This window comes from Nocardia sp. NBC_01377 (genome assembly GCF_045040005.1).
Lineage (GTDB): Bacteria > Actinomycetota > Actinomycetes > Mycobacteriales > Mycobacteriaceae > Nocardia > Nocardia noduli.
Map to the genome: position 1 here is coordinate 8,302,624 of NZ_CP109566.1, position 22,868 is coordinate 8,325,491.

The following is a 22,868-nucleotide window of genomic DNA, read 5'->3' on the forward strand; positions in this document are numbered from 1 at the left end:
TTACCCAGACGCTGTCGTTACGAAACCGTGATAGCCGGTTCCACTGTCATTTCCGGACCGGCGCATGGACTGAACATTCTGTGCGCCAGAAGCTTTCGGTCTTGCACAGGTATATCGCGCCCCACCGACAAGTAGCCGGATCCGATCGATTCCCCATCGTCGTCGTTCGTCGATGCGAAAGCGACACCTTTTCGAGACACCGTCGTAGAGACACCCGCGCATCCGATTCGTCACGCGGCAACCATTGAGACACACATCACGCGATAATGGTCGTGACGATTCCCCGTCCGCGGTGTCTACGCAGTGAGCGGTGGAGGAGGTGCTGTGACCACGACCGAAGCGGTTCCCGACACCGCACCCGATGTGGCGACCCTGGTGAGCAGGGCCCGCGACGGTGACGTGCGATCCTACGAACAGCTAGTGCTCCGCTATCAATCGCGGATGTTCCGCCTCGCGATCAAGATGCTCGCCGACCGCGCCGATGCCGAGGACACCGTGCAGGAGGTATTCCTCGACGCCTGGCGGCGGCTTCCGCAACTCGCGGCCGACGACGCCTTCATCGCCTGGGTGTATCGCATGACGACGAATCGGTGCCTCAACGTGATCAGGGCCCGCCGCCCGCGCGTCGACCTGGATCCCGACGACACCGCGTCCCCGCGCGCCGATATCCAACCCGAGCAGGCCGCGCAGGTGAGCGGCCAACTGGTGGCATTGAACGCGGCGCTCGGCACGCTGACCCCCGAACAACGCGCCTGCTGGCTGCTGCGCGAACTGGACGGACTTTCCTACGAGGAGATCGGAGATATCGTGGGCGCGAAAACCACCGCGGTGCGCGGGCGTATCGCACGGGCACGGGCCCAGCTGTCCGAGGCGATGAAACCGTGGCGATGAACAGCACCAGCGAGGAACAGGACTACCGGCTGCCCTGCGGTCGCGAACTCGAACGGGTCTGGGACCGACTCGACGCCGTCGACGCCGGATTCGGCGACGAACACGAGACCGGGTGCCCGCATTGCTCGGCCGCCCGCGAGAGCCTGCGCGCGTTGCGCGCGGCGACGGCGGAACTGATCTGCGAACCGGAGCAGGCGCCACCCGATCTGTTCGGACGCATCATGTCCGCGGTCCGCGCGGACGCGCACCGCGGCCGGGCCCTGGAACTGCCCACCCGCGCGCCGGGCCGCGTCGAGGTGAGCGAGCAGGCCGTGGCCGCGATCCTGCGCTACGCCGCCGACACCGTGCCGGGCGTCGTAGCGAGGCACTGCCTGGTGCGCGGCGTCGCCACCGACGACATCCACCGCGTCGAGGTGCGGATGTCGGTCGTGATCCGGATCGGTCACACGACCGTCGGCGCGGCGCTGCCCCTGGTCAGGGCCAGGGTCGCCGCCGCGCTGAGCGCCAGGGTCGGCCTGGTCCTCGAGCGGTTGGATCTGGTGGTCGCCGACATCGTCGACGAGGGGGGCGACAGGCGATGAACGGCGGTTCGCACTGCGAGATCGTGATCGAACCACCGGTTCTGGCCGCGATATCGGCCCGCGCCGCGCTCGCCACACCCGGTGTCGTCCGACTCGAACCCGGAATACGCGGATTGGTGTCGACGCTGGTCCGGGTGGGTAAACAGCGCTGGACGGGTGCCGATCCGGCCCCGATCGAAGGGGTGCTGGTCCGGCGGGACGAGGACGGTGCGGTCCGTGTCCGGGTGAATCTGGTGCTCTCCGCGGATCGGCAGGTGGCCGCCGTCGGATACGCGGTGCAACAGGAGGTCTCACGGGTGGTGTGCGAGCAGACCGGGGTGACGGTGGCCGAGGTATCGGTGTCGGTGCACGATGTCGAACCGGAGACGGTGTGAGCGCCGCCGATTCCGCCGCCGCGGTCGAGGCCGTCATCACCGCCGTCGACACGACGACCGGTGTCCGCCTGGCCACGCCACTGGGCGTCGACGTCCCGCGCTGGTGGCCGTGGGATGCCAGGGGCGGTGCCGTCGACCTGTGCCCCGATCGGATCGAGGTGCGGGTGGTCGCCGCCGCGCTGCCACTGCCGCCGCTACTGGACAAGACCGCCGACGCGCTGCGCACCGCACTGGTCGGCACCGGCTGGGCGCACGCCCGGTTGTGCGTGGTGGTGACCGAACTCGATTCCGCCGCTTTCGAATCCGACGAGGGGGTCACCTAGCGCGCCGCGCACCGGCCGTCACGATCGGGTGCGGCCGATGTCGTTCCAGCGACCCGATCGACCGTTGTTTCCGAATGTCGACCAGGAGGAATCATGAACGCGACCACCACCGACAAGCCTGCCGACCGGGCCGCCGCCGAACAGCAGTCGCCCACGTCGTCCGGCGCGGCCCGCCCGGACGGCGCCCTGTCGAGCGAGCAGGGCACCACATCCATCGCCGATATCGTGGTGCAGAAAGTCGCCGGACTCGCCGCGCGCGAGGTGCGCGGCGTGCACGATCTCGGCGCGGGCGCGACGCGCGCGTTCGGGATGATCCGCGACCGGATTCCCGGGGCGTCCGCCAGTATCGGGCAGGGCGTCTCGGTCGAGGTCGGCGCGACGCAGACGGCGGTCGACCTGGAGATCGTCGTCGAATACGGCGTCTCCATCGCGGAATTGGCGCGCGCGGTCCGCCGCAACGTCATCAACGCGATCGAGCAGATGACCGGGCTGTCCGTCGTCGAGGTCAATATCAATGTCAACGACGTCTACATCCCCGGCGACGACGACGAGGAACCCGTGCGCACCACCCGGGTGCAGTAGTGAACGCGACGACGCTGTGCCTCGCGGTCGGACTCGCGCTCGGATTCGCCGCGGCCTTCGGCGGTTTCGGCGCGTTCACCATCGTCGCGCTGTTCGGCCTGGTCGGCCTCGCCGTCGGACGTTGGCTCGACGGCGATCTCGATATCGGCGCGATCGTCCGCTCCGCTCAACGCCGGGGTAGGCGATGACCGCTGCCGCCGCCGAATCACCCGGCCGGACCACGGTCTCGCGCCGAGCCGTCCGGCGTATCGCAGCCGAGGCGGCCCGCGAGGTCCCCGGGGTCGCGGGAGCCGTCGATATCGATGCCGAGATACACGGTGACACAACACTCTTGGACGTGCGCCTACCGATCCGCTACCCGCTGCCGATCACCCGGGTCGTCGAGGCGTGCCGCGAACACCTGTTTCGCCGGACCTCGGAACTGACCGGACTCACGGTCACGGCCGTCGACATCGCCGTCGCTGAACTGTCGACGAAAGATATTGCGGTAAGGGGGATCCGGTGATTCGTCGGTCCAGGCGCGCGGTGCCCGCGATCCTCGTCGCGGTACTGCTGCTCGCGCTCTGCGTGGCGGTGGCGGTGTCGTCGGTGCAACGGCTGATGGGTGCGAACGAGTACCTGTCCTACGACACCGTCGCCACCGAGTTGTACGAAACCCGGTGGAACGACCTGCCGGTATTGATCGTCGGCGTGGTCGCCGTGGTGCTCGGCGTCGTCCTCGTCGCCGCAGCGCTGTGGCCGGGAAGACTTGTAGTGCTGCCGATTTCGGATTCCGAAAAGATGAGTGCCGGAGTATCGCGCGCGGGTCTGCGAACGGCGCTGCGCGCCACGGCGGGGACCGTGAAGGGGATCGATAAACCGCGAATCCAACTGCGCGGCAATATGATCACGGTCTTCGGCGAGTCGCGGCGTCGCAATACCGAAGGCATCGCCGAAGAAGTCTGCGCCACCCTGACCAGGCGCGTCCAGGAAATCGGGCCACCGGTGCGGCGGGTACGAGCCCGGCTGCGCCCGTCGAAGACGACAGAGCTCGAATGAGCGGGATCAACCGGCCCGCGGCCCTCAACCGGACCCTGCTCGGTACGGTCGGGGCGTTACTGCTCGGCGGGGGTGTAGCGCTCCTGGTCGCCCACTACGGTCACCTGCCCGGGGTCGACGCCGATTCCACCCTCGTTCCCGGCAGCGCCGCACCCCCCACCTGGGTATTCTGGACGGTACTCGCGGGCGCGGTGGTTCTCGGTCTGCTGTGCCTGCGCTGGCTGCTCGCCCAGGTGTCCCGCATGCCGAGGGCGCGGATATGGGAGACCAAGGGCACCGAATACGCGGGCGCGACAATTCTCGAATCCACGATCGCCGCCGCGCCGGTCGCCACCGATATCGAGACCTACGACGGCGTCGACTCGGCCTCGGCCTGGCTCAGCGGCACCCGCACCGCCCCCGAACTACATCTCGTCGTCACCGCCGAACCCTCCGCCGACATCACGGCACTGCGCCACCGAATTCTCGACCACGCGGTGGCGCGATTGCGCGCGGCGCTGGAAGTGGAAGTCGTCACCGTCACCATGGAATTGCGATTCGTCGCGCGGGATCACCGGGTCGCGCGCGTGCAGTGAGCGCGGTCGCGTATGCCCGGTAGGTGGTCACGCACGGTGCCGGTGGCAGGCATGCTCGTCCGGGCCTCGGGTGACACCGGATCGTGGCGTCGTGGACAGCGGCGGACCCGCGCACCCGGTCGCATCGCGTCGGCTCGTCGCGGGCACTATTGGCCGATGAGCGCTTTTCCAGGGAACAGCCGGTGACCCTGCCCGCACCGACCGACACCATGATCCCCGCGGACGGCGGCGCGGTGCATGTGCGCGTCGACGGCAGGGCCGACGCCCCCACGGTCCTGCTCATTCACGGTTTCGCCGGTTCACTCCACTGGTTCGACGACCTGACCCGTCTACTGAGCGCGGAGTACCGCGTGATCCGCGCCGATCTGCGCGGTCACGGCCGGACGGGCGGGGATACCGGACTCGATCCCGAATCGCAGTCACGCGCGCTGGCGTCGGTGCTCGACTCGCTCGACGCGCGCGGTGTGCTCGCGGTCGGCCATTCCTACGGTGCGGACGTGGCACTCGCGCTGGCACGCCGATCCGATCGCGTGCGCGCCGCCGCGATCATCGGCCAGGCGCCCGACTACAGCTACGCGAAGCTGCCGCGCGGCGGCGTGATCATGACGCTGCCGGTGCTCGGCGCACTGCTGCACCGACTGAGCCCGCCCGCCGCCGTCCGCCTCGGACTGCGCACCGGTTTCGCGCCCGGATTCCCGATCGACAATGCCTTCGACGACCCCGACCGCCCGATCCGCGACCATCGCGCGATGAGCCCGGCCATGTATCGCGCCGTCCTCACCGACAGGCAGACCCGCCTGGCCGCCGACCCGCTCGACGCCCAGGTGCGTGCGCTGGGAAAACCCTGCCTGGTCATCCACGGCGATCGGGACCAGATGTACGACCCTGCCCGAACCGTCGCCCGCTACACCGCCGCAGGCGCGGAGGTGGAAATAGTGCCCGGAGCTGGGCATTCGCCGAATATCGAGCGACCGCACGATATTGCGCGCATCCTCGCGGCAGGTCTCGAGCTGGGTTCGGAATCCTCGATTCAGTGATTCTGCGGCCTTCCTGCACGCATGTCGCGACCACCGTGCACCCCATCTGGTCAGGTCATTGTCCACATGGTGCCGATAAACTGTTGTGGCACAGTGACTTTCGATTCAGGTAGTGCTACGTGCGATCTGCGCCGCCTGGGCGGGCGGTATGGAAATTTGACGTTTCTCTTACTGTGGGTCGATGTCGTCTGTAGTCGGCTATGTTTCGCGTGCAGCAGGAGTGCCTGTACTCCTGCAAGACCCGCGCGCCACCGCGCTCTATCTATCCCCCACGAAGGCATTGGGCGCCGATCAGTTGCGGGCAATCGGATCGTTGACCCACGAGGGACCACTGCGCGATTGTGTCCAATTGGACACACTCCGCCCGTGGCAATGAAGGGCGGGTGCGGCGGGCCTCGGAGATGGCGAGGCCATCGAGACGGACATTTCACCGGCCGTCGCTTTCCCCGAGACTGTCCAGCGGTCGTCGCCGCGACATTCGCCGGACCGAGTGACGGCCAATCGCGTCCCTCTCGGGCGACGCTGATGGCGGTGGTGATCACGCGAACCGTGATCGCAGGTTGCACGACAGCGATGGCGAAAGTTCCGGTAGTAGCCGCAGCGGCGACAGGTGGTCGCAGAAAGTAGAACTGGCGGCCGCAGTGGAGGTGGTTGCACAGTCGGCGACGCACTGTCGGACAGGCGCGGTCGCCAGTGCCCCGAACGCACGCGCCATCGGCACCTCGAGCGCACGCGGCCGTCTGTCCCGCCACCGATCTCGTCGGGAATCTGTCCTGCGGACTACATTCGGTGGTCTTGGTGAATCGATGTGCCTAGCCCCTGCTGCCGATGTTCTGGCCGACCGAACTCGATCGGCCGTCCGCCGCGATCGGCAGTCCACATGAACGGGTGTCCACCATGATCGGTTGCCCTTCGCGCGGCGACAGCTCGCATCACGAGTCGCCGTGCGCTGATGCCCGTCACGGTGAGCTCGACTCGAAACGACGTGCGCACCGGTAGCGGCGACGTCGCCGCTCGCAGTGGCTCATCGGTAAATCGGCACGACCCGCCCGGTGCGCCTGCGGTGCTGCATGGGGGACACGGGTATCGAGATGCGTCGGAATCGGGCGCGCTTGTCGATCCGCACCTGCGTCGATCCCGATGCCGGGTCGCGGTCCACAAGGACCGTGCCTCGGTGCAGGTGCGCGCACTTGCGACTGTCGCGCGGTGGGCACACGGAGTGACCACGCAAACCGACACGCGATCGGCCCTCGCATCTCCACCTGGCGTGTCTCACGCCCTGCGGCGCGCCGCTGTATCGGCGTGGCGTCAGCGAATCGGCGAATGTGAGTGATGTCCGTGCCAGACTGATTTCCGCCACAGTTCCAGCGCACTCCTCACACTCGGAGGACTGTTCATGACGAATTCTGTTGCGCCACTCGATCTGCCCGCCCCCCTCGTGATCACGCTGGGGAATCTCAAAGGCGGTGTCGGCAAGACCACCTCGGCCTTCTTCCTGGCCTCCTATTTCGCGCGCGTCCACCAACGGCGCGTGCTGGTGATCGACGCGGACCCGCTCAGCCAGACCGGCTACTCCTGGTATCGACGTCTCACCAGAGGTGATGTCCAGGTGCCCTTCGACCTCGTCGCCTTCCCCTCGCGGCATGTGGGGGACTGCATCGCCGACAATGCCGAGGCCTACGACGTCATCATCGTCGACGCGGGCGGTGAGTCGGCCGAGATCTTCAAGGCCGCGATTCCGGTGAGCGACGAATTGATCCTGCTGACCAGCGTCAGCCCTTCGGAGGTGAAGCGCGTGCCGAGTACCTATCGCGCGGCCGAGGAGGCCGCGGCGGGCAGTGGGCGCGAGATCCGGGTCCGCGTCCTGATGACGAAGGTGCCGGTGACGATGAAGAAAGGGGTCAACGTATCGACCGAATACCGCACGCAGCGCGGAAATCTGGAGGACGCGGGCTACGAGGTGTTCGTCTCCTACCTGAGTGCGTGGAAGTGGTACCGGGAAGCAGCCGATGGGGAAGTCGGTGACGGCGCCGAGAACCCGATCGAGGATCTGGCCGAATATCGGCAGGTCGGCGACGAATTGGTGAGTCCTTACCGGGCCGTCGTGGAGGTGTTCGCCTGATGCCTCCGCAGCGGAGAAAGGGCTCGATAGGCGGTGGTTCGGCTAATCCGCTGGCGGACAGTGCCGAACACACGCCGCCGGTGTCGCCGTTGCGTGACGCCCAGTGGCGGCGGGCCGAACAGTCGGAGCCGTCGAATATCGGGGCGGAACCGGTGGAAATCGTGGTGCCCGCCGTCGAAATACCGGTGGAGTTACCGAAAACCACGGTGGAACCGTCCACCGCGCTGACCATGCCGCTACCGGAAGCCCCCGGTGACGGCCCGCTCAGCGATCGTGAACAGCAGCAGCTGTCCGCGTGCGAATCCTCCATCGACAGCCTGCGTATCGCGTTCTGGGCGGCAGGTCGGGCGTTGCAGATCGTGCGCGACGGGCGTTTGTATCGCAGCGAGCACACGACTTTCGACGAATACGTCGAACAGCGCTGGGATATGCAGCGGTCCTACGCGCACAAACTTATTCGCGCGTGGCCGTTGGCCGCGCGGCTGCACCCGGTCGCGCCCGCGATCAACGAGGGACAGGTGCGCGAATTGCTGACGGTCGCCGCCGAACACGGCGAGGACGCCGCCGTCGCGGTATATACGACGTTGGCCGACGATCCCGAGGTCAAGGTCACCGCGGGCAAATTACGCGAGGCCGTGGCGATCCTGCCGCGGCATTGCGGCGAAGTCGAGGTGCGCCAGCGCGTGCAGGCCTGGCTGCGCGGTGAATTGGGGTCCGATAACGACGGCCCCGCGATAGATCTGTTCTCCACCGTGGAATCCAGGCTGGCCGCGCTGGGCCGACGGGTGGTCAAGGGGTCGGGCGAAGATCCGGTCGCGGCGCGTGAATTCGCCGCGCGGCTGCGTTCGCTCGCCGAACAGATCGAGGAGCAGATCACCGCCTGAACCTGTTCCGCACAATGCCCCGTAGCGCTCGACGCGCTGCGGGGCATTTTGTTCGGAAATTTAATTCGAATATCATCCGCGAATTCTTTATTTGTTTGTTATCTAATTACCATACGAATGTCTTTGACCTGACCGTGATCCAGCCGAAAGATGAACGCTCGGATCCGCTGGGACCGGGATCAGATCACCGTGATGTTTTTCGAATCAATTCGAAGGCCGTGGCGAAGAACGCAAGTCGCCATAGGCCGACGATGTGAGCATCGGAGGACCGAATCATGGCAGCACCCGAAGACGTCCGATATTCTCGCTGGCTGTGCCGCGCGATCATGCTGGTGGTCGGCGCCGCAGCCGCCGCCCTGGGGGTACTGCTGCTGACCGCCGCCCCGGCGGCGGCCAAGGCGGTGACCATCCCGGGAGTCGGCACCTTCGAAATTCCGGAACAGATTTCCGTGCCAGCGATCGAGGCTCCTCATTTCAAAACAGCTCCTGGAACAATGGAAATTCCACCGCGCGATATTCGTTCGAATACGCCGATTATCGCTGATATCGAGTTCGGCGTGCAGCCCGCGGTCGCCCGCCGCGCACCTCTCGCGGGCAATGACATCGAGCCCGGCGACCGGTCGGGTGAGGACACCCCGTCGGCTCCGAGCGCCGGTGCTCCTTCCGGAACCGGCGCGGGTACGTCCTCCGAGACCGATCCGGGTACGCAGTCCGGCACGGGTATTCAGCAGGGGGCCGGTACTTCCGGCACGCAGTCCGGCGTCGAATCGAATACGCAGCCGGGTACTTCGTCCGGAACCCAGCCGGGCGCCGGAACGTTCGGGATCGAGCCGGGCGCCGAGTTCGGTGCAGGTACTCCCTCCGGAACCGAGCAGGGTTCGCGGCCGAGTACCGGCGGCACCGAGTCGAGCACCGAGGCGGGGACCTCTTCCGGCACCGAGTCGAGTACCGGTGCGGGCACCCAGTCGAATACGAAGCCCGGCACGGGCGCTCAGTCCGGGAACGACGGTGAATCCGGCACGGACACTCGGCCGGGCACCGGACAGGGCACGCTCGGAACCGAGCCGTCCACACCGGACCTCTCCGGAGCGCTCGCAGAACTGCTGCCCGAACTCGAACAGTTCCTGTCGTTCGAATTCCCCGGCGTGGACGTCCCCGGCGGCGAACTGTTCACCCCCGCCCCGAAGAAGTCGGCTCCGGCCTCCGGCCCCCGTCTCGAATTCGACGCCTATCCGGGCACCGCACTCCCCGGAGATGTCATCGAGTTGGGCACACTGCCCGGCGCCTCCGATTTCCCGCCCTTCGCGCGAACGAACACCCCGGTGCGCCCGGCGCGTATCGCCGACGGCGGATCCGACATCACCGTCATGGCGGGAGCCCGCGAGTTCCATCCGGCCACCACGGCCGGAATCGGCACGCTCCCCGGAGTCGCCGAATTCGCCGGTCTCGCCCGCACCGCACTCGGCACGCTGCCCAGCGCCGACAGGTTCCCGATGGTCAGCGAGATCGGAATCGGTGCGACCCCCGCTCCGGGCCCGGGTCGGTTCTCCCCGTTCGCCGGATTCGACATGACCAGCCTCCCCGGCCTCGCCGACGCCCCGGCCGACAAGTCGGTCGGAATGGCGACGCTGCCCCGACGCGATGCCGGTGATGCCGTGCCCGGTGTGCTCGCGGAATTCCGCTTCGGCAGCGAGACCACAGCGCCCGCCATGGCCCGATTCGATGCCGTGGACACGGGTGCCTCCACCGCCGTCCGGCTTCTCGACGCAACGGTGACCGGCGCACCCGCCATCGCCCGGTTCGACAGCGGCGCGGCTCGCCCCACTTCGGTTCCCGCCGTCGGGACGACGAGCATCGTGCCTTCTCGCACCCGCGCGCTTTCCGGCGCATCCTGCTCCGACCTCGGTGACGCCCGCACGGCCGTCGTCCCCGCCGTCGCCCGGATCGATGCCGCCGACACAGATGCCGCGCCGTTCCCGACGGTGGCAGGAATCGATATCGCCACTCTCCCCGGGATCGCCCCCCTCGCCGAACTCGTCGCGACCCGAATCGGGTTCGGCGCCGCACCCTGGTTCGGCGGCCCCGCGATCTCGATGAACACCGATACCCGTCCCGGGATCGCGGAGTACCCGTCGGCCGGTCCCGCCGACGACATGTCGGCGACGTTCGGGTTCGAGCAACTCGCGCCACCTGCCGACGCCGGCGCGCATTCGGTCGCGGCCGCGACCCTCGCCGAGCAGTTGCCCCGCCTGCCCTTCGCCGAAGCGCTGCGCGGCACCCCGTTCGCCGAAGCGCTGTCCGGTCTGCCGTTCGCCGACACGCTCGAATTCACGATCCCCACCGAACTTCTCGGTTACCGACTGCCGCCCGTGGCGGACCTTCTCGGCGCCCGCCCCATGGTGCCAACCCCGTTCGCCGCACCCCGGAAGACCTCCGGCGAAATCGCCGTCGAGGCCGCGCGCGGCAAGCTCGGCACCAACTACGGCATGGGCGGAACCGGCCCCGACACCTTCGACTGCTCCGGTCTGGTGAAGTGGTCCTACGCGGAAGCAGGCGTCGACACCCCGCGTACCAGCTACGACCAACTCGCCGCGGGCACCCCAGTCTCGCGCGACGACCTTCAGCCCGGCGATCTGGTCTCCTACTACGGAGGCGACCACTCCGCCCTCTACGCCGGTAACGGCATGGTCATCCACGCCTCCACCTACGGCGTCGGCGTCACCGAATCACCGGTAGATTCCATGCCGTTCGCCGGGGCCCGCCGCTACTGAGCGGCAGTATTCCGTGAAAAACGCTGTATCGTAGCTCGATTCGAACGGTCGTCCGGTCGACGCGAAGATCGTTCTTTCCGCACCGTGTTCAGTCGCTCGACCCGATAGGCCCGGCCCGCGCTCCAGCGGACCGGGCCTATCTCATTTCGGCAACCCCTTGGTGACCCTCTATGTCGGGCTCGCTTCAGCCCGAATGCTGATTGTGAAATGCAACCGGATCTGGCGTATCGCCTGGCGTGACACCGAGCTGCGGTCGGCGAGTCGACACCGAGCTGTTTTCCTGACGCTGGCCCCAGTTCCATTGGCACTTGTTCCCGCGTCTACTTTCCGCCCGGTCGACCTCATAACGTCAGTGGCAGTGGTCTTTTCACGCCCCCTGAGAGGAATCGATGCGCCGAACCTCCGCGCCGAACTGCTCATCCATGCGGAGCCGTCGATTCTCCTGACGGTCCGCCGTATCGGCCTCGCCTTCCCGGCCGAGGTCGCCCGATGAATCAGCTTGCCGTCAACCCGCCCCACCTGGCCGTCCACATCGACGGCCTCCTCAGCTCTATCGGCACGAGTCTTCGACCGATCCGGTCGAGCCATCGGGGTGGTTACCGATAGATTCGAACTCTGGTCGGAGATCTCGCGTCATCGGTACACCACCCTGTTGGGGCGAAATCCTCAACTCGTATGTAGCTGTGGGGAAGTGCCCGATTCCGGTGTCCTATGAACCAGCTGGATCGATACGTCAGCACGAATAATCGCGCTACCGGCCACGTTCATGCGCCATCTTCCGCGGCGCGTCATTTGCCAGCGAACTTCTCGGCTATTTCCTGCCGCATATATGCGTGCGAAGCGCACGTATCCGATGGGAGTCGAAGGTGAGCGTCCGGAGGAACCGCACGCCGATTTCGTCGAATCACTCGATGAGAAATCGCGACAGAATGGTGTCCGCTTCGCCGTCGCGGCGTCGACAAGTGCGCCGGTAGTCATTCACCGCTGACGAACCCGGTCGGGTGTGGATCTGCCGGGGTGGATTTCCTATGCCAGAGTGCAATCGGGAAGAACCGGTCGAGCAAGGTGCGCACTTCGGCAGCCAGGGTTCGGATAGACCTTCCCGCTGCGGACGCGGTAGTCGACTGCAACCATTCCCGAAGCGGGGACGGCCGTGTCAGACGACCTGCCACCGGGGAGTTGTGCATATACCGCTCATAGATTTCGAACTGTCTCAGCCGGAGGCGATCAACCCATTGATCCCGTGGTTTGCGACCCGGGCGCCAGCGTCTTCGGCAAAAGCGCCCCTGACCGCAGAGTACGCGGAATATCGCAATTACGGAGTTCATCGCCGGACAGGTCGGTCACCGACTCTGATTCGGAGTTCTCGTCGCCGACAGCACCATTCGTACTGGCCAGCCCGGTAACAACACCGACCGTGGTCGTTCTTCGAACCCGTGCGGTTACGGCCTACTCGTCCCATCATTGGACGGATTCGCCGATAGCGGCAATGATTGCGCTGGTTCCAATTTTTGGGGCGCATCCGAAGAGAGAGAAAATTCAATGGGATTGATGGGTAGGGTCGGCTTTGCCCTCGCGGTAAGCAGCCTTGCGGTGGGGTCTGTGCTGGGTGCGGGGTCCGCGGACGCCGCCGGCTATTACGCGGCGATCGCGGTGAGCGGCAGCGAGTGGACATACGGGGCGAGCGTCGACGAGGCGAACTTCGATGACGCGAGGGCCGCGGCGATCGCCGACTGCGGCGTGGCCGACTGCGAGGTGCTGGCCTCGTGGGCGAACGGATGCGGAGCGCTGGTCGAGAGTAAAGAGGGTGTGGCCGTAGGGTCCGGTCCGAACCGGGCCGAGGCCGAGCGTGCCGCCTATCGGCGACTGACGGAGATCACCCCGACGGCGCAACTCGCCGCCTTCGGCTCCGTCGACCTGAGCGGCGCGAAGATCGTCGAGGTCATCTGCACGAGCAACGCTCGCTGATCCGACAGTGAGATTCCGGGCCGGATCCCCTCGGGGGTTCCGGCCCGGTCGATCTCGGCTCACTGTTCTGATCGCGCACGACACAATCAGCGGTCGGCCGCGACCCTGCCCGAAAGTCCTTGGTATCGAGATTCTTCCGTCATGCTCGTCGGATCCATCGCTGAATCGTCTGAGCAGGTTCTCGAAAACGGACTCGGGCGCCCGCTCTACTGACGGCGCGGGTCAGAGGACGTACAGCAATTCCTGATAGGTCGGCAGCGGCCAGAGGTCGTCGGCGACCACCGACTCCAGCGTGTCCGCGGCCGCGCGGACCGCGGCCATCGCGGGCAGCAGACTATCGCGGGCGTGTTCCGCTTCGTCGTAGGCGGAGCCGCCGGGGTGCTGGGCGAGTGCGTCGGCGAGTGAACTCAATGCTGTTCGCAGGTCGGTCAGCGGTGCGGACACTTCCTTCAGCATGTCGGTGTCGGCCGGGAATCCGGCTGCCGTGAGTGCCGCGATGTTCTGGGCCACCTCGGTCTGGTACCGCATCGCGGCGGGCAGGATGGTCGTCGAGCCCATCTCGAGGGTCAGCCGTGCCTCCACGCCGATCGTCAGGGCGTATTGCTCGAGCCCGATCTCGTAGCGGCTGTGCATTTCCCGGCCGTTGAAGACCTGATATTTCTCGAACAGTTCGATCGCGGAATCGGTGATCAGTTCGGGCAGGGCGTCGAGGGTGGTCCGGAGATTCGGCAGTCCGCGGGTCGCCGCCTCCTGCTGCCACATATCGGAATATCCGTCACCGTTGAACACGACCTTGCCGTGATCGGTGATGATCGCGGTGAGCAGATTCTGCACGGCGGTGTCGAACGGCGTCCCGTCGGTGACCGCGGTTTCGAGTTCGGTCGCGATGTAGTCGAGCGACTCGGCCAGAATCGTGTTGAGCGTGACGATCGGAACGCTGACGGTTTGCATCGAGCCCGGCGCCCGGAATTCGAATCTGTTGCCGGTGAACGCGAATGGGCTGGTGCGGTTGCGGTCGCCCGGATCGGTCGGCAGCACCGGCAGGGTGTCGGCGCCGATGATGAGGGAGCCTTTACCCTTCGATGAGGTCGCCGCGCCCTTCGCGATCTGCTCGAAGACATCGGCCAGCTGGTCACCGAGGAAGATCGAAATGATCGCGGGCGGAGCCTCGTTCGCTCCGAGCCGATGATCGTTGGTGGCCGAGGCGACCGAGGCGCGAAGCAGCCCGGCGTACCTGTGCACCGCTCGGATGAACGCGGCGCAGAACACCAGGAATTGCGCGTTGTCGTGCGGAGTGTCGCCCGGCACCAGCAGGCTGCCGAGTTCGGCGTTGCCGACAGAGAAGTTGACGTGTTTACCGGAGCCGTTCACGCCGCTGAAAGGCTTCTCGTGGAACAGGCATTCCATACCGTGTTTCTTGGCGACCGTCTTGAACGTCGTCATCAACAGTTGCTGATGGTCGGCCGCGACATTGCCGCGTTCGAACATCGGGGCGATCTCGAATTGCCCCGGTGCGACCTCGTTATGCCTGGTCTTGGCGGGAATGCCGAGTTTGAACAGCTCCCGTTCGGTGTCCATCATGAAACCGAGCACGCGCTCCGGGATCGCACCGAAATAGTGGTCGTCGAACTCCTGGCCCTTCGGCGGCTTCGCACCGAACAGGGTGCGCCCCGCATTGAGGAGATCGGGCCGGGCGAGGAAGAAGTGCCGGTCGATCAGGAAGTACTCCTGCTCTGGCCCGCAGAAGGAGACCACGGGCGCCGGATTCTCGTGACCGAAGAGTTTCAGAATCCGCATCGCGTGCCGACCCATCGCCTGCTGCGAACGCAGCAACGGAGTCTTGTGATCCAGCGCCTCGCCGGTCATCGAGACGAAAACCGTGGGGATGCAGAGGGTATTGCCGTTCGGATTTTCCAGCACGTACGCGGGACTCGTCACATCCCAGCCGGTGTAGCCGCGCGCTTCGAAGGTATTGCGCAGCCCGCCGTTCGGAAAGCTCGAGGCATCGGGTTCGCCCTGGATCAACGTCTTGCCGGCGAATTCGGCCAGCGCGGAACCGTCGGCCAGCGGCTCGAGGAAACTGTCGTGCTTTTCCGCAGTGAGCCCGGTCAGCGGATAGAAGACGTGTGCGTAGTGGGTCGCGCCCTTCTCCAGGGCCCAATCCTTCATCGCAGCCGCCACCGCATCGGCCACCATCGGATCCAGCGGTGCCCCGCGTTCGATGGTGGCGACCACCGATTTGTACACCGACTTCGGCAACCGTTTCTGCATCACGGCGACGTTGAACACGTTGTCACCGAAAATCTCACCCGGCGTTTCCGATTCGTCGGCGTTCATCGCCGGCGGCACATACGCTTCGACGGCTCTGATCGCCTCGATCCGTACGCGGTTTCCAGTCATTGTCCTACCCCTTGCCCGATGCGGCTCCGCATCCGCGTGCTGAACCCGATCGCGCAACTCTACGAACCCCCGATAGCCAGGATGTTTCGTCGCTGTCACCTCCGCGAGACCGTCGCTCTTCCCCGCACCGATCCGGGGGTGGGCACGGTGTCACAGACATGCTGATGTCGACCCCTTACCTTGCGCGGGAAAGAGGCGCACAATGACTGTGTATACCGGCTTCAAGGTTTGTGATCGGTGGGTTGCTGGATGCCCGCCGACGACATTCGGACGGTCATCCTCGTTGATGACAGCGTCCCCATACCGGGCCGTGGCGCCCTGGATTCACCGTCGGCATCGCGGCCCGCGAGCCATATCAACGCCGGGCACCGCGGATGCTGCCTGTAGCGACTACGAGCCGCCTTCGCCGGTTCGGCACCCAATAGATAGGAAACCCCATGTCGGAGCAGAACAAGGCCGCCGCCAAGCGTGTCTTCGACGCGTGGAACATGCGAGATCTCGATGTATTCGACGAGGTGATCGCGGCCGACTACATCGACCACGATCCACAGAACCCGTTCGCCGATACCCACGGCCCCGAGGGCTTCAAACGACTCGCGCAGATGTATCTCGCCGCGTTCTCGGATCAGCGGTTCCTGGTCAACGAACAGATCGCCGAAGGCGATTTCGTCACCACCCGATGGACGGGGACCGGAACCAACGACGGCGAGATGATGGGTATGCACGCGACCGGCAAATCCGCAGTCGTGCAAGGAATTACCATCACCCGCTTCGAGGATGGCAAGATCGTCGAGAGCTGGGGATGCTGGGACGCGCTCGGGATGATGCAGCAACTCGGTGTCGTCCAATCGGCAAGCTCCGCGGCAACCTGACCGGCCGGGCTGCCCACAGCAGACCTGCTCAGCTCTCGGGCTTATAGCGGTGGATAGCATGCGTTGCTATCCTGGAGCGATGACCAGGACGATCACGCAAGCAGAGTTGCGCAACGGCAGCGCGGGTGTGATGGACGCGCTCGAGGCAGGTGACGATTTCATCATTACCCGCAACGGGCACCCGGTCGGGGAGCTACGTCCGATCCGTGCGAAACGGGATGTCACGACCGCCGACTTGAAAGCGCGGTTCGCACGTTTCGCGGCGGCAGGCACTGCGGCTGAGGAGCGTGCGGAAATCGACGCCGCGTTCGGCGAGGATCGTCTCGATGATTGATGCGCGGACCGACCGGCATCCTGAAGGTCTGCTCGATACGTGCGTTCTCATCGATATCGCGCGGATCGATGACGCAGATCTTCCGGTGCGTCCGCGAATCAGCACGGTTACGTTAGCCGAACTCGGACTCGGTATCGCCTTGGCTGACAATTCGAAAACATTGGCCTTTCGCACGGAGCGTTTACTCGAGGTCGAGCACACATTCGACGCGCTGCCATTTTGCTCGGCTGCGGCACGTCGATTCGCGACAATGGCCAAACTGGTCGTCGCGGCAGGCCGGAATCCTAAGCCGCGCAGGATGGATCTGCTGATTGCGGCTATCGCGTCGGCGAACGATCTTCCTCTCTACACCGCCAACGTCGATGACTTCCTAGGGCTCGACCCCGTTCTGACGCTGGTGCCGGTCCGGAGATAGACCGTTCGAGCGGGTGCCGCCGCTCTCCAGGCTTTCCGGGGCGAGTTGTTGCGCCGACGTCCTGCTCCTCGATGTGATGGCGCGGAAATCAACGGACGACCACGTCCTCGCCCAGGAATCCGCCCGACTGGTGCCGCCACAACTGTGCGTACGCTCCTTGCGCGCACAGCAGTTGCTCGTGTGTACCCTCCTCGACGATTCGCCCGTGGTCGAGCACCACCAGCCGGTCCATTCCGGCCACGGTGCTCAGTCGGTGCGCGACGACCAGCGCGGTGCGGCCGTCCATCAACTCCCAGAGGGCTTGCTGCACAAGTGATTCGCTTTCCGAGTCGAGTGCGCTGGTCGCCTCGTCCAAGAGCAGGATGGGTGCGTCGCGCAGGATCGCCCTGGCCAGCGCGACCCGCTGGCGCTGGCCGCCGGAGAGTTTCACGCCACGCTCGCCGATGAGCGTGTCCATGCCCTCCGGGAGCGCATCCACGAATTCGGTGACGTGGGCGGCCTCGGCGGCCCGCAGGATCTCCCCGTCCGTGGCTTCCGGGCGCGCGAACCGGATGTTCTCGCTCAGGGTCCGGTGGAACATGGCCGGCTCCTGCGGCACGTAGGCGATCAGACTGCGCAGATCCGCCTGCCGAAGCCGGGCGATGTCCTGTCCGCCGATGCGGATGGTTCCGGATTGCAGATCCATCAACCGCAGCAGCAGTTGGGTGATGGTGGTCTTGCCGCCACCGGATCGTCCGACCAGGCCCACCTTGGCGCCGCTGGGCACGTGCAGGTCCAATCCGTGGAACAGTTGCCGCGCGCCCGCGTGGGTGAAGTTCACCGTTTCGAACCGCACGTCGAACCCATTGGGCTGCAAGGGTTCCGGATGTGCGGTGTCGAGTACCTTCGGTTCGTCGAGCAGCAGTTCGGTGAACTGCGCGGCCTCGGTGAGCACGGTCTCCAGCCGTCGGTAGATCTGGTTGAACCGGAACATGATCCCGGTGGCGTTGAAGTAGTAGGTGAATGCCACCACGATGGCCTCCACTCCCATCTTGCCGCCGCCGAGGCCCACCGCGATCAGCAGCCCCATCACGTTGGTCAGCACCAGCAGCGGCGCCACCAGCGTATCGATTCGCAGGTTCGCGTAATCCCAGGAGCGCAACGACTTTCGTCGCGACGAGGCGACCCGGCGGCGATGTTCGTCCGCCTCCTGGGGTTCGGCGGCGAAGGCACGGACCACCTGCATATTGGCCAGGCTGTCGGCCACATGTCCGGAGACCCGCGCGATGGCCGCCTCACGGTCGTCGACGAGCTTTTGGCGACGCTGGACCAAGGGCGTGATGACCAGCGCGGTGACCACGATCATCCCCATCAGTACGACGACCAGCACGGGGTTGTAGTGCCACAACACCACCGAGGCGAAGATCAGCGGCACCAGCGCCGCCATGATCTCGAAGGCGAGCGTGTCGACGAACTGTTCGAAGCGGGCCGCGAAACTGAGTGAACGCTTCGTCAGCGAACCGGCGAAATTATTGTGGAAGAACGCCGCGTCCTTGGCGAGCAATTCGTCCATGGCGACCACGTACAGGTGCTCGATCCCGTAGGCGTCGACCCGGTTCAGGCAGTGAATCCCGATGCGCCACAGCAGTTCAGCGAGAAACAGGGCTCCGCCGAAGGCGAGAATGTAGGAACCCGACGCGCCGAAGCCGGTATCCCCGGTCGCCGCGACCCGGCTGACTATCATGGCGACGATCAGCGGTGCTATGTACAGGTTGCAGATATTGCCGAGTGCAGGCGCCAGCAGCGCCGGAATCGTGATGGTCTTACGGGCGGCCATCTCCCGGCCGTATAAACGCAGCACCAGTTTGGTCGCCGCCGCACGCGATTGCATGATCCCCCTGTCGTCTCGAATCAACGAACGATGCAGGTGAACGATGATCCCGTGTCCGGGCGGATCACCGCCAGCGAATATTCGCGCACGCCGTGTCAGGTCGCACCCTGCGTCGACGGGGAGGGTGCCGTCCGTGCTCGAAAGTGGTTGCAGCGTAGACTAACTGCGATCTCGACGAACGCGGCTGCCGTCGTATCGGGTCTGACGGTGGAGGTAGATTGCAAGGCGTCTACGTTCGAAGGGGGGAGATCGTGTATCCACAACAGCCATATGGTCGACAGGGTCAGCCGGGGTATCCGCCACAGGGGCAGCAGCAGGGGTTCGCGCCGCCGCCGAGTCATCTCCAGGGCTACGCGCCTCAACCGGCATTCGGTCATCCGGGCTATCCGCAACAGCAGCAGGGTCTTTCGGGTCAACACGGTGGCTTCGCGCAATCCCGTCCCGACCAGCCGATCGACGTGACCTACGTCTGCGACGAGAATACCGCGCGGCGACTGACCCGCGGCCGAGCGCTGATCACCTGGCGGCTGCCGAGCAAATGGGGATTCCTGCTCGCCCTGCCCGCGTTCCTGCTCGTGCGCGGCACGATCGCGATGACGTCCAACGGGGGAGACGCGAAGATCGGCGAGATGTTGGGCGCGTTCCTCGTCGTGCTGGCCTTCGAACTGGTTGTGGTCGCGCTGATCACCGGTGTCCAACTGGCCAGGGTGGATCCCGCGTTTCTCGCGATCGCCGGTCCGGGACAGCGGATGTCGGCCCGCTACACCGCCGACGCTATGGAACTGCATCAGAGCAGTGGCCAGGTCACCAATCGCTACGTCGACATCAAGCGGGTGATCGTCAGCGGGGGCGTGGTCTTCCTCCAACCGGTGGGTACTCGCGGTTTCTTCGTTCCCAGGGAGATCGTTCCGGACGAGGCAGTGGCCCGTCTGCGTGCGGCGCGTCGCTGAAAGGGCCTCTGCGTTCGGTCTGGGTGGACCTTCAGCCGGATGGCCGATGTCGCTTCCGCAGGATTCGGCCTGCTACGAAGTGGCATGGGGCAGAGCGTCAATGGAATGCGTCGACCCGCGGGTCATCACCGGACGCCCCGCTCGACGCTCTGAGCGGGCCGGTCAGAGTGCCCGCTTGAGCCCGACGTGACTGTTGCCGTACCCGAGCCGCGCGTAGAACGTGTGGGCCCGCTCGCGAACCCGGTCCGTGGTCACCTGCGCGAGTGTCGCACCTCGGTGTCTGCCGTGGTCGTGCGCCCATTCGAGCATCGCGGTTCCGATACCGCGTGAGCGTTGTGAGGCGGTGACCCGTACCCCCTCGATCTGGAGGCGCGTGGTGCCGCTGCGGGAAAGCCCCGGAATGATGGTGAGCTGCATGGTGCCGACGATCCGGTCGCCCTCGTCCCGGACCACCGCCAGATAGTGCGAGGCGTCCCTGGTGACGGCGTCGTAGGCCTCCTCGTAGCGGGCGATCTCGGACCCCTCACGGGCACCGCCGATCTCGTCGTCGGAGAGCAGCGCGACCAGCGCGGGGACATCGGCGCGCGCCGCCCGCTGCACACGATAGATCCGATCGCCGAGTCGGAGTCGACCGCCGACCGAAGCCCGCGCCCGTGATCGCAGCCGGGCGATCAGCGTGTCCAGCCAGCCGCCGACGTGCCGCCTGGCCTCGGGAGTGTCCGGGTACCGGCAGCGTAGATGCAGGCCCGCCTCATCGAGGACGAACCAGAGCATCACGCCGTCGGTCCGAATCGTCGCGCCGACGTACTGCGCCTCCAAACCGGTCGCGTCGACTCGCACCGGTAGTCGGCGCAGGTCCAGCCACGAAATCGCGAACATCCCCGGCGCTTCGGGCATTCCGCCCCACGGACGCAGGATGTCCGCCAGTGGCCAGGACCCCATCCGGACGGCCTCCTTCACCGCCGCCGCGCTGGCACGGGGATCGGAGTCGGCCGACTCGAGCACCGAGTTGGTGATGAACCACCCCACCGAGTCGTGCCAGGTGGTGTCGTACCGGCTGTGCACCGGAAACACGGCCCGCAGTGCGGTGCCTGCCAACTCGCGGGTCACCTCGGTCATCGCCCCGACCACCAGCGCCAAGGTCGAGACGCCGTCGTCGCGGGCCTGTGCCGAGAACGCGGCGCTGTCGTCGACGTCGAGGACATCGCGCACCTCCACGCGCTCCTCCTGCAACGTCGCCTCACCCAGCGACAGCGGAAATCGCGGCATCACACCGCCGCTGCCCGCCAGCACCTCCGCCCACCGGCGGTGTACCTCGGGGGGCGCGGGCGGACGGTCCCGCAACGCACGGGTGTGCTCCGCGAACGCGGGTGCGAGCGGCAACGACGGCGAACCACCCTTCTGCACCGCGGCCAGCGCGGCGAGCAGATCGCGCACGATCACCAGCATCGACCACATGTCGACGTGGGAGTGGTCGGCGGCGACCACCACCGTCGGCCCCATCGCGGTCTCGAGCACACACAGTCGGTGCGACGGACGACCGTACGGTGAACAAGCCCGGTCGAGCACCGCGCGGAGCGCGTCGTTGACCGCCTGCCCCGGAGCGATCACATGCTCGACCCAACCGGCGGGGAGAATATCGACCTCGTGCAGTCGAGGCTCGCCGTCCTCGCCCGGCACGAAGACCGACCGCAGCGTGCCGTGCCGTTCGATCACCGCCAACCAGGCGGTCGCGAGTTCGTCGGGCAGTACCGGCGCGGAGAGCCTGAAGGACAACGCCATCCAGGATCCCGCCCGGTCGCCCGCCCCCACGTGGCGCCGCTGGTCGAAGGAGACGGGAAGCGACCGGCCCACCCGACCCGTGGTGACATCGAAGCCCAACAGGCGGCCGAACGGTAGGCGCAGGTGCGCGACATTGGTCAGCCGCATGACGGTATCCTAGGCCTTCCCGAGCGCTCGCCGTCTCACCAGCACCCTGGAGCCACCGTGCCGACCTTCCGCGTTCCCGGCGCCGACCTCGATGTCGAACTCAGCGACGAGGGTGGCCACCCCGTCGTCCAACTCCACGGCCTCACCTCCAGCCGTCATCGCGACCGGCTGATGGACCTCGATCTCGGCCGCGGACTCAGCGGAACCCGACTGCTGCGCTACGACGCGCGCGGCCACGGCCACTCGACGGGGCGTACCGTCCCCGAGGACTATCGGTGGCCCGTCCTTGCCGATGACCTTCTGAAGCTGCTCGACAACTGGTTCCCCGGTGAGAAGGTGCACGGCGTCGGCCCTTCGATGGGCACCGGAACACTGCTGCACGCCGCCGTCCTCGATCCCGGCCGATTCGCGGGCCTCACGCTGCTGGTGCCCGCCACCGCCTGGCACACCCGCGCCGCGAAGGCCGACATCTACCGGAAGAACGCCCGCCTGATCGAGGAGCAGGGACTCGCCGCCTTCCTCGACGCCGACCTCACCGCGCCACGCCCGCCCGCCACCGTGGGAACGCCGGAAACCGGGCCGGATGTCGCCGAGCACCTCCTGCCCTCACTGTTCCGCGGTGCGGCGATGAGCGACCTGCCCGCGCCGGAGTCGATCGCCGCGATCGAGGTGCCGACCACGGTGTTGGCCTGGATCGATGATCCCGGCCATCCGGTGTCGACTGCGGAGGCGTTGGTTGGTCTGCTGCCGAAGGCCACGATGGAGATCGCGCACACGCCGGACGATCTCGCGCGGTGGCCGGGCATTCTGTGCGAGGACGTGGCACGACATCGGTAGGCCGACGAGCGCTCTCGCAGACATTCGAAAATCGTTGCCGTGCAGTCGATCAGGTCGTCAGCTGCTCTTGGTGGGTTCGTTGGCACCCCTTGGGCGACCGTTTGGAAGCAGCCGA

General features: G+C 66.3%; 23 protein-coding genes. 20 read left to right on the forward strand and 3 right to left on the reverse strand.

Translation table 11 applies throughout. The features are described from left to right. Nucleotides 1-324: 324 nt before the first annotated feature. From OG225_RS38240 to OG225_RS38310, 15 genes are all read left to right on the forward strand, one after another. Nucleotides 325-891 carry an RNA polymerase sigma factor gene (locus tag OG225_RS38240; protein ID WP_405179524.1) on the forward strand — a complete coding sequence of 189 codons (567 nt, stop codon included), beginning with the start codon at nt 325-327 and terminating at the stop codon, nt 889-891. Continuing rightward, nucleotides 888-1,472, forward strand: coding sequence for an Asp23/Gls24 family envelope stress response protein (locus tag OG225_RS38245; RefSeq protein WP_405179525.1), 585 nt, complete (start codon nt 888-890; stop codon nt 1,470-1,472). The genes OG225_RS38240 and OG225_RS38245 overlap by 4 nt, the downstream gene beginning before the upstream one ends. Then, a complete protein-coding gene (locus OG225_RS38250) occupies nt 1,469-1,846 on the forward strand; it encodes an Asp23/Gls24 family envelope stress response protein (RefSeq protein WP_405179526.1) in 378 nt (125 codons plus the stop codon). Before OG225_RS38245 ends, OG225_RS38250 begins: the two co-directional genes overlap by 4 nt. Next, nucleotides 1,843-2,169, forward strand: coding sequence for a hypothetical protein (locus tag OG225_RS38255; protein ID WP_405179527.1), 327 nt, complete (start codon nt 1,843-1,845; stop codon nt 2,167-2,169). The genes OG225_RS38250 and OG225_RS38255 overlap by 4 nt, the downstream gene beginning before the upstream one ends. Before the next feature lie 93 nt (nt 2,170-2,262). Next, complete coding sequence (locus tag OG225_RS38260; RefSeq protein ID WP_216912205.1) at nt 2,263-2,751, forward strand: Asp23/Gls24 family envelope stress response protein; 489 nt, start codon at nt 2,263-2,265, stop codon at nt 2,749-2,751. Next, on the forward strand, nt 2,751-2,939 hold the full coding sequence (locus tag OG225_RS38265) for a hypothetical protein (RefSeq protein WP_109525323.1): 189 nt from the start codon (nt 2,751-2,753) through the stop codon (nt 2,937-2,939). The genes OG225_RS38260 and OG225_RS38265 overlap by 1 nt, the downstream gene beginning before the upstream one ends. Then, nucleotides 2,936-3,256: an Asp23/Gls24 family envelope stress response protein gene (locus OG225_RS38270; RefSeq protein ID WP_405179528.1), complete on the forward strand. Its 321-nt coding sequence runs from the start codon at nt 2,936-2,938 to the stop codon at nt 3,254-3,256. Before OG225_RS38265 ends, OG225_RS38270 begins: the two co-directional genes overlap by 4 nt. Then, nucleotides 3,253-3,789 carry a DUF6286 domain-containing protein gene (locus OG225_RS38275; RefSeq protein ID WP_405179529.1) on the forward strand — a complete coding sequence of 179 codons (537 nt, stop codon included), beginning with the start codon at nt 3,253-3,255 and terminating at the stop codon, nt 3,787-3,789. Before OG225_RS38270 ends, OG225_RS38275 begins: the two co-directional genes overlap by 4 nt. After that, a complete protein-coding gene (locus OG225_RS38280) occupies nt 3,786-4,364 on the forward strand; it encodes an alkaline shock response membrane anchor protein AmaP (protein ID WP_405179530.1) in 579 nt (192 codons plus the stop codon). The genes OG225_RS38275 and OG225_RS38280 overlap by 4 nt, the downstream gene beginning before the upstream one ends. 182 nt (nt 4,365-4,546) lie before the next feature. After that, nucleotides 4,547-5,401, forward strand: a complete 855-nt coding sequence (locus OG225_RS38285) for an alpha/beta fold hydrolase (RefSeq protein WP_405179531.1) — start codon at nt 4,547-4,549, stop codon at nt 5,399-5,401. 1,396 nt (nt 5,402-6,797) lie between these two features. Continuing rightward, nucleotides 6,798-7,523, forward strand: a complete 726-nt coding sequence (locus OG225_RS38290) for a ParA family protein (protein ID WP_405179532.1) — start codon at nt 6,798-6,800, stop codon at nt 7,521-7,523. Continuing rightward, complete coding sequence (locus tag OG225_RS38295) at nt 7,523-8,407, forward strand: hypothetical protein (RefSeq protein ID WP_405179533.1); 885 nt, start codon at nt 7,523-7,525, stop codon at nt 8,405-8,407. Before OG225_RS38290 ends, OG225_RS38295 begins: the two co-directional genes overlap by 1 nt. A 275-nt stretch (nt 8,408-8,682) precedes the next feature. Then, nucleotides 8,683-11,178 carry an NlpC/P60 family protein gene (locus OG225_RS38300; RefSeq protein WP_405179534.1) on the forward strand — a complete coding sequence of 832 codons (2,496 nt, stop codon included), beginning with the start codon at nt 8,683-8,685 and terminating at the stop codon, nt 11,176-11,178. Between the two features lie 193 nt (nt 11,179-11,371). Beyond that, the gene (locus OG225_RS38305) at nt 11,372-11,671 is read left to right on the forward strand and encodes a hypothetical protein (RefSeq protein WP_405179535.1); all 300 of its coding nucleotides are present in this window, start codon (nt 11,372-11,374) and stop codon (nt 11,669-11,671) included. A gap of 1,100 nt (nt 11,672-12,771) precedes the next feature. Continuing rightward, nucleotides 12,772-13,146 carry a DUF4189 domain-containing protein gene (locus OG225_RS38310; protein ID WP_405179536.1) on the forward strand — a complete coding sequence of 125 codons (375 nt, stop codon included), beginning with the start codon at nt 12,772-12,774 and terminating at the stop codon, nt 13,144-13,146. A gap of 222 nt (nt 13,147-13,368) precedes the next feature. On the opposite strand, the gene OG225_RS38315 is transcribed toward OG225_RS38310, so the two are convergent. Further along, nucleotides 13,369-15,546, reverse strand: coding sequence for a glutamine synthetase III (locus tag OG225_RS38315; protein WP_216917283.1), 2,178 nt, complete (start codon nt 15,544-15,546; stop codon nt 13,369-13,371). Between the two features lie 437 nt (nt 15,547-15,983). Here OG225_RS38315 and OG225_RS38320 point away from each other — a divergent pair, with 437 nt between their 5' ends. The 3 genes from OG225_RS38320 to OG225_RS38330 all read left to right on the forward strand — a co-directional run bounded on the left by OG225_RS38320 (nt 15,984) and on the right by OG225_RS38330 (nt 17,167). Next, nucleotides 15,984-16,418: an ester cyclase gene (locus tag OG225_RS38320; protein ID WP_405179537.1), complete on the forward strand. Its 435-nt coding sequence runs from the start codon at nt 15,984-15,986 to the stop codon at nt 16,416-16,418. Nucleotides 16,419-16,497: 79 nt separating this feature from the next. Continuing rightward, a complete protein-coding gene (locus OG225_RS38325; protein WP_405179538.1) occupies nt 16,498-16,752 on the forward strand; it encodes a type II toxin-antitoxin system Phd/YefM family antitoxin in 255 nt (84 codons plus the stop codon). Beyond that, nucleotides 16,745-17,167, forward strand: coding sequence for a type II toxin-antitoxin system VapC family toxin (locus OG225_RS38330; protein ID WP_405179539.1), 423 nt, complete (start codon nt 16,745-16,747; stop codon nt 17,165-17,167). Before OG225_RS38325 ends, OG225_RS38330 begins: the two co-directional genes overlap by 8 nt. 88 nt (nt 17,168-17,255) lie before the next feature. Here the strand turns inward: OG225_RS38330 and OG225_RS38335 are convergent, their stop codons facing one another. Then, nucleotides 17,256-19,037: an ABC transporter ATP-binding protein gene (locus OG225_RS38335; RefSeq protein WP_405179540.1), complete on the reverse strand. Its 1,782-nt coding sequence runs from the start codon at nt 19,035-19,037 to the stop codon at nt 17,256-17,258. Nucleotides 19,038-19,288: 251 nt separating this feature from the next. Here OG225_RS38335 and OG225_RS38340 point away from each other — a divergent pair, with 251 nt between their 5' ends. After that, complete coding sequence (locus OG225_RS38340; RefSeq protein ID WP_405179541.1) at nt 19,289-19,987, forward strand: hypothetical protein; 699 nt, start codon at nt 19,289-19,291, stop codon at nt 19,985-19,987. 162 nt (nt 19,988-20,149) lie between these two features. On the opposite strand, the gene OG225_RS38345 is transcribed toward OG225_RS38340, so the two are convergent. Then, entirely contained in the window at nt 20,150-21,916 is a 1,767-nt protein-coding gene (locus tag OG225_RS38345) for a GNAT family N-acetyltransferase (protein WP_405179542.1), read from the reverse strand. Between the two features lie 57 nt (nt 21,917-21,973). Between OG225_RS38345 and OG225_RS38350 the strand changes: the two genes are divergently transcribed. Continuing rightward, a complete protein-coding gene (locus OG225_RS38350; RefSeq protein WP_405179543.1) occupies nt 21,974-22,753 on the forward strand; it encodes an alpha/beta fold hydrolase in 780 nt (259 codons plus the stop codon). Nucleotides 22,754-22,868 lie beyond the last annotated feature (115 nt).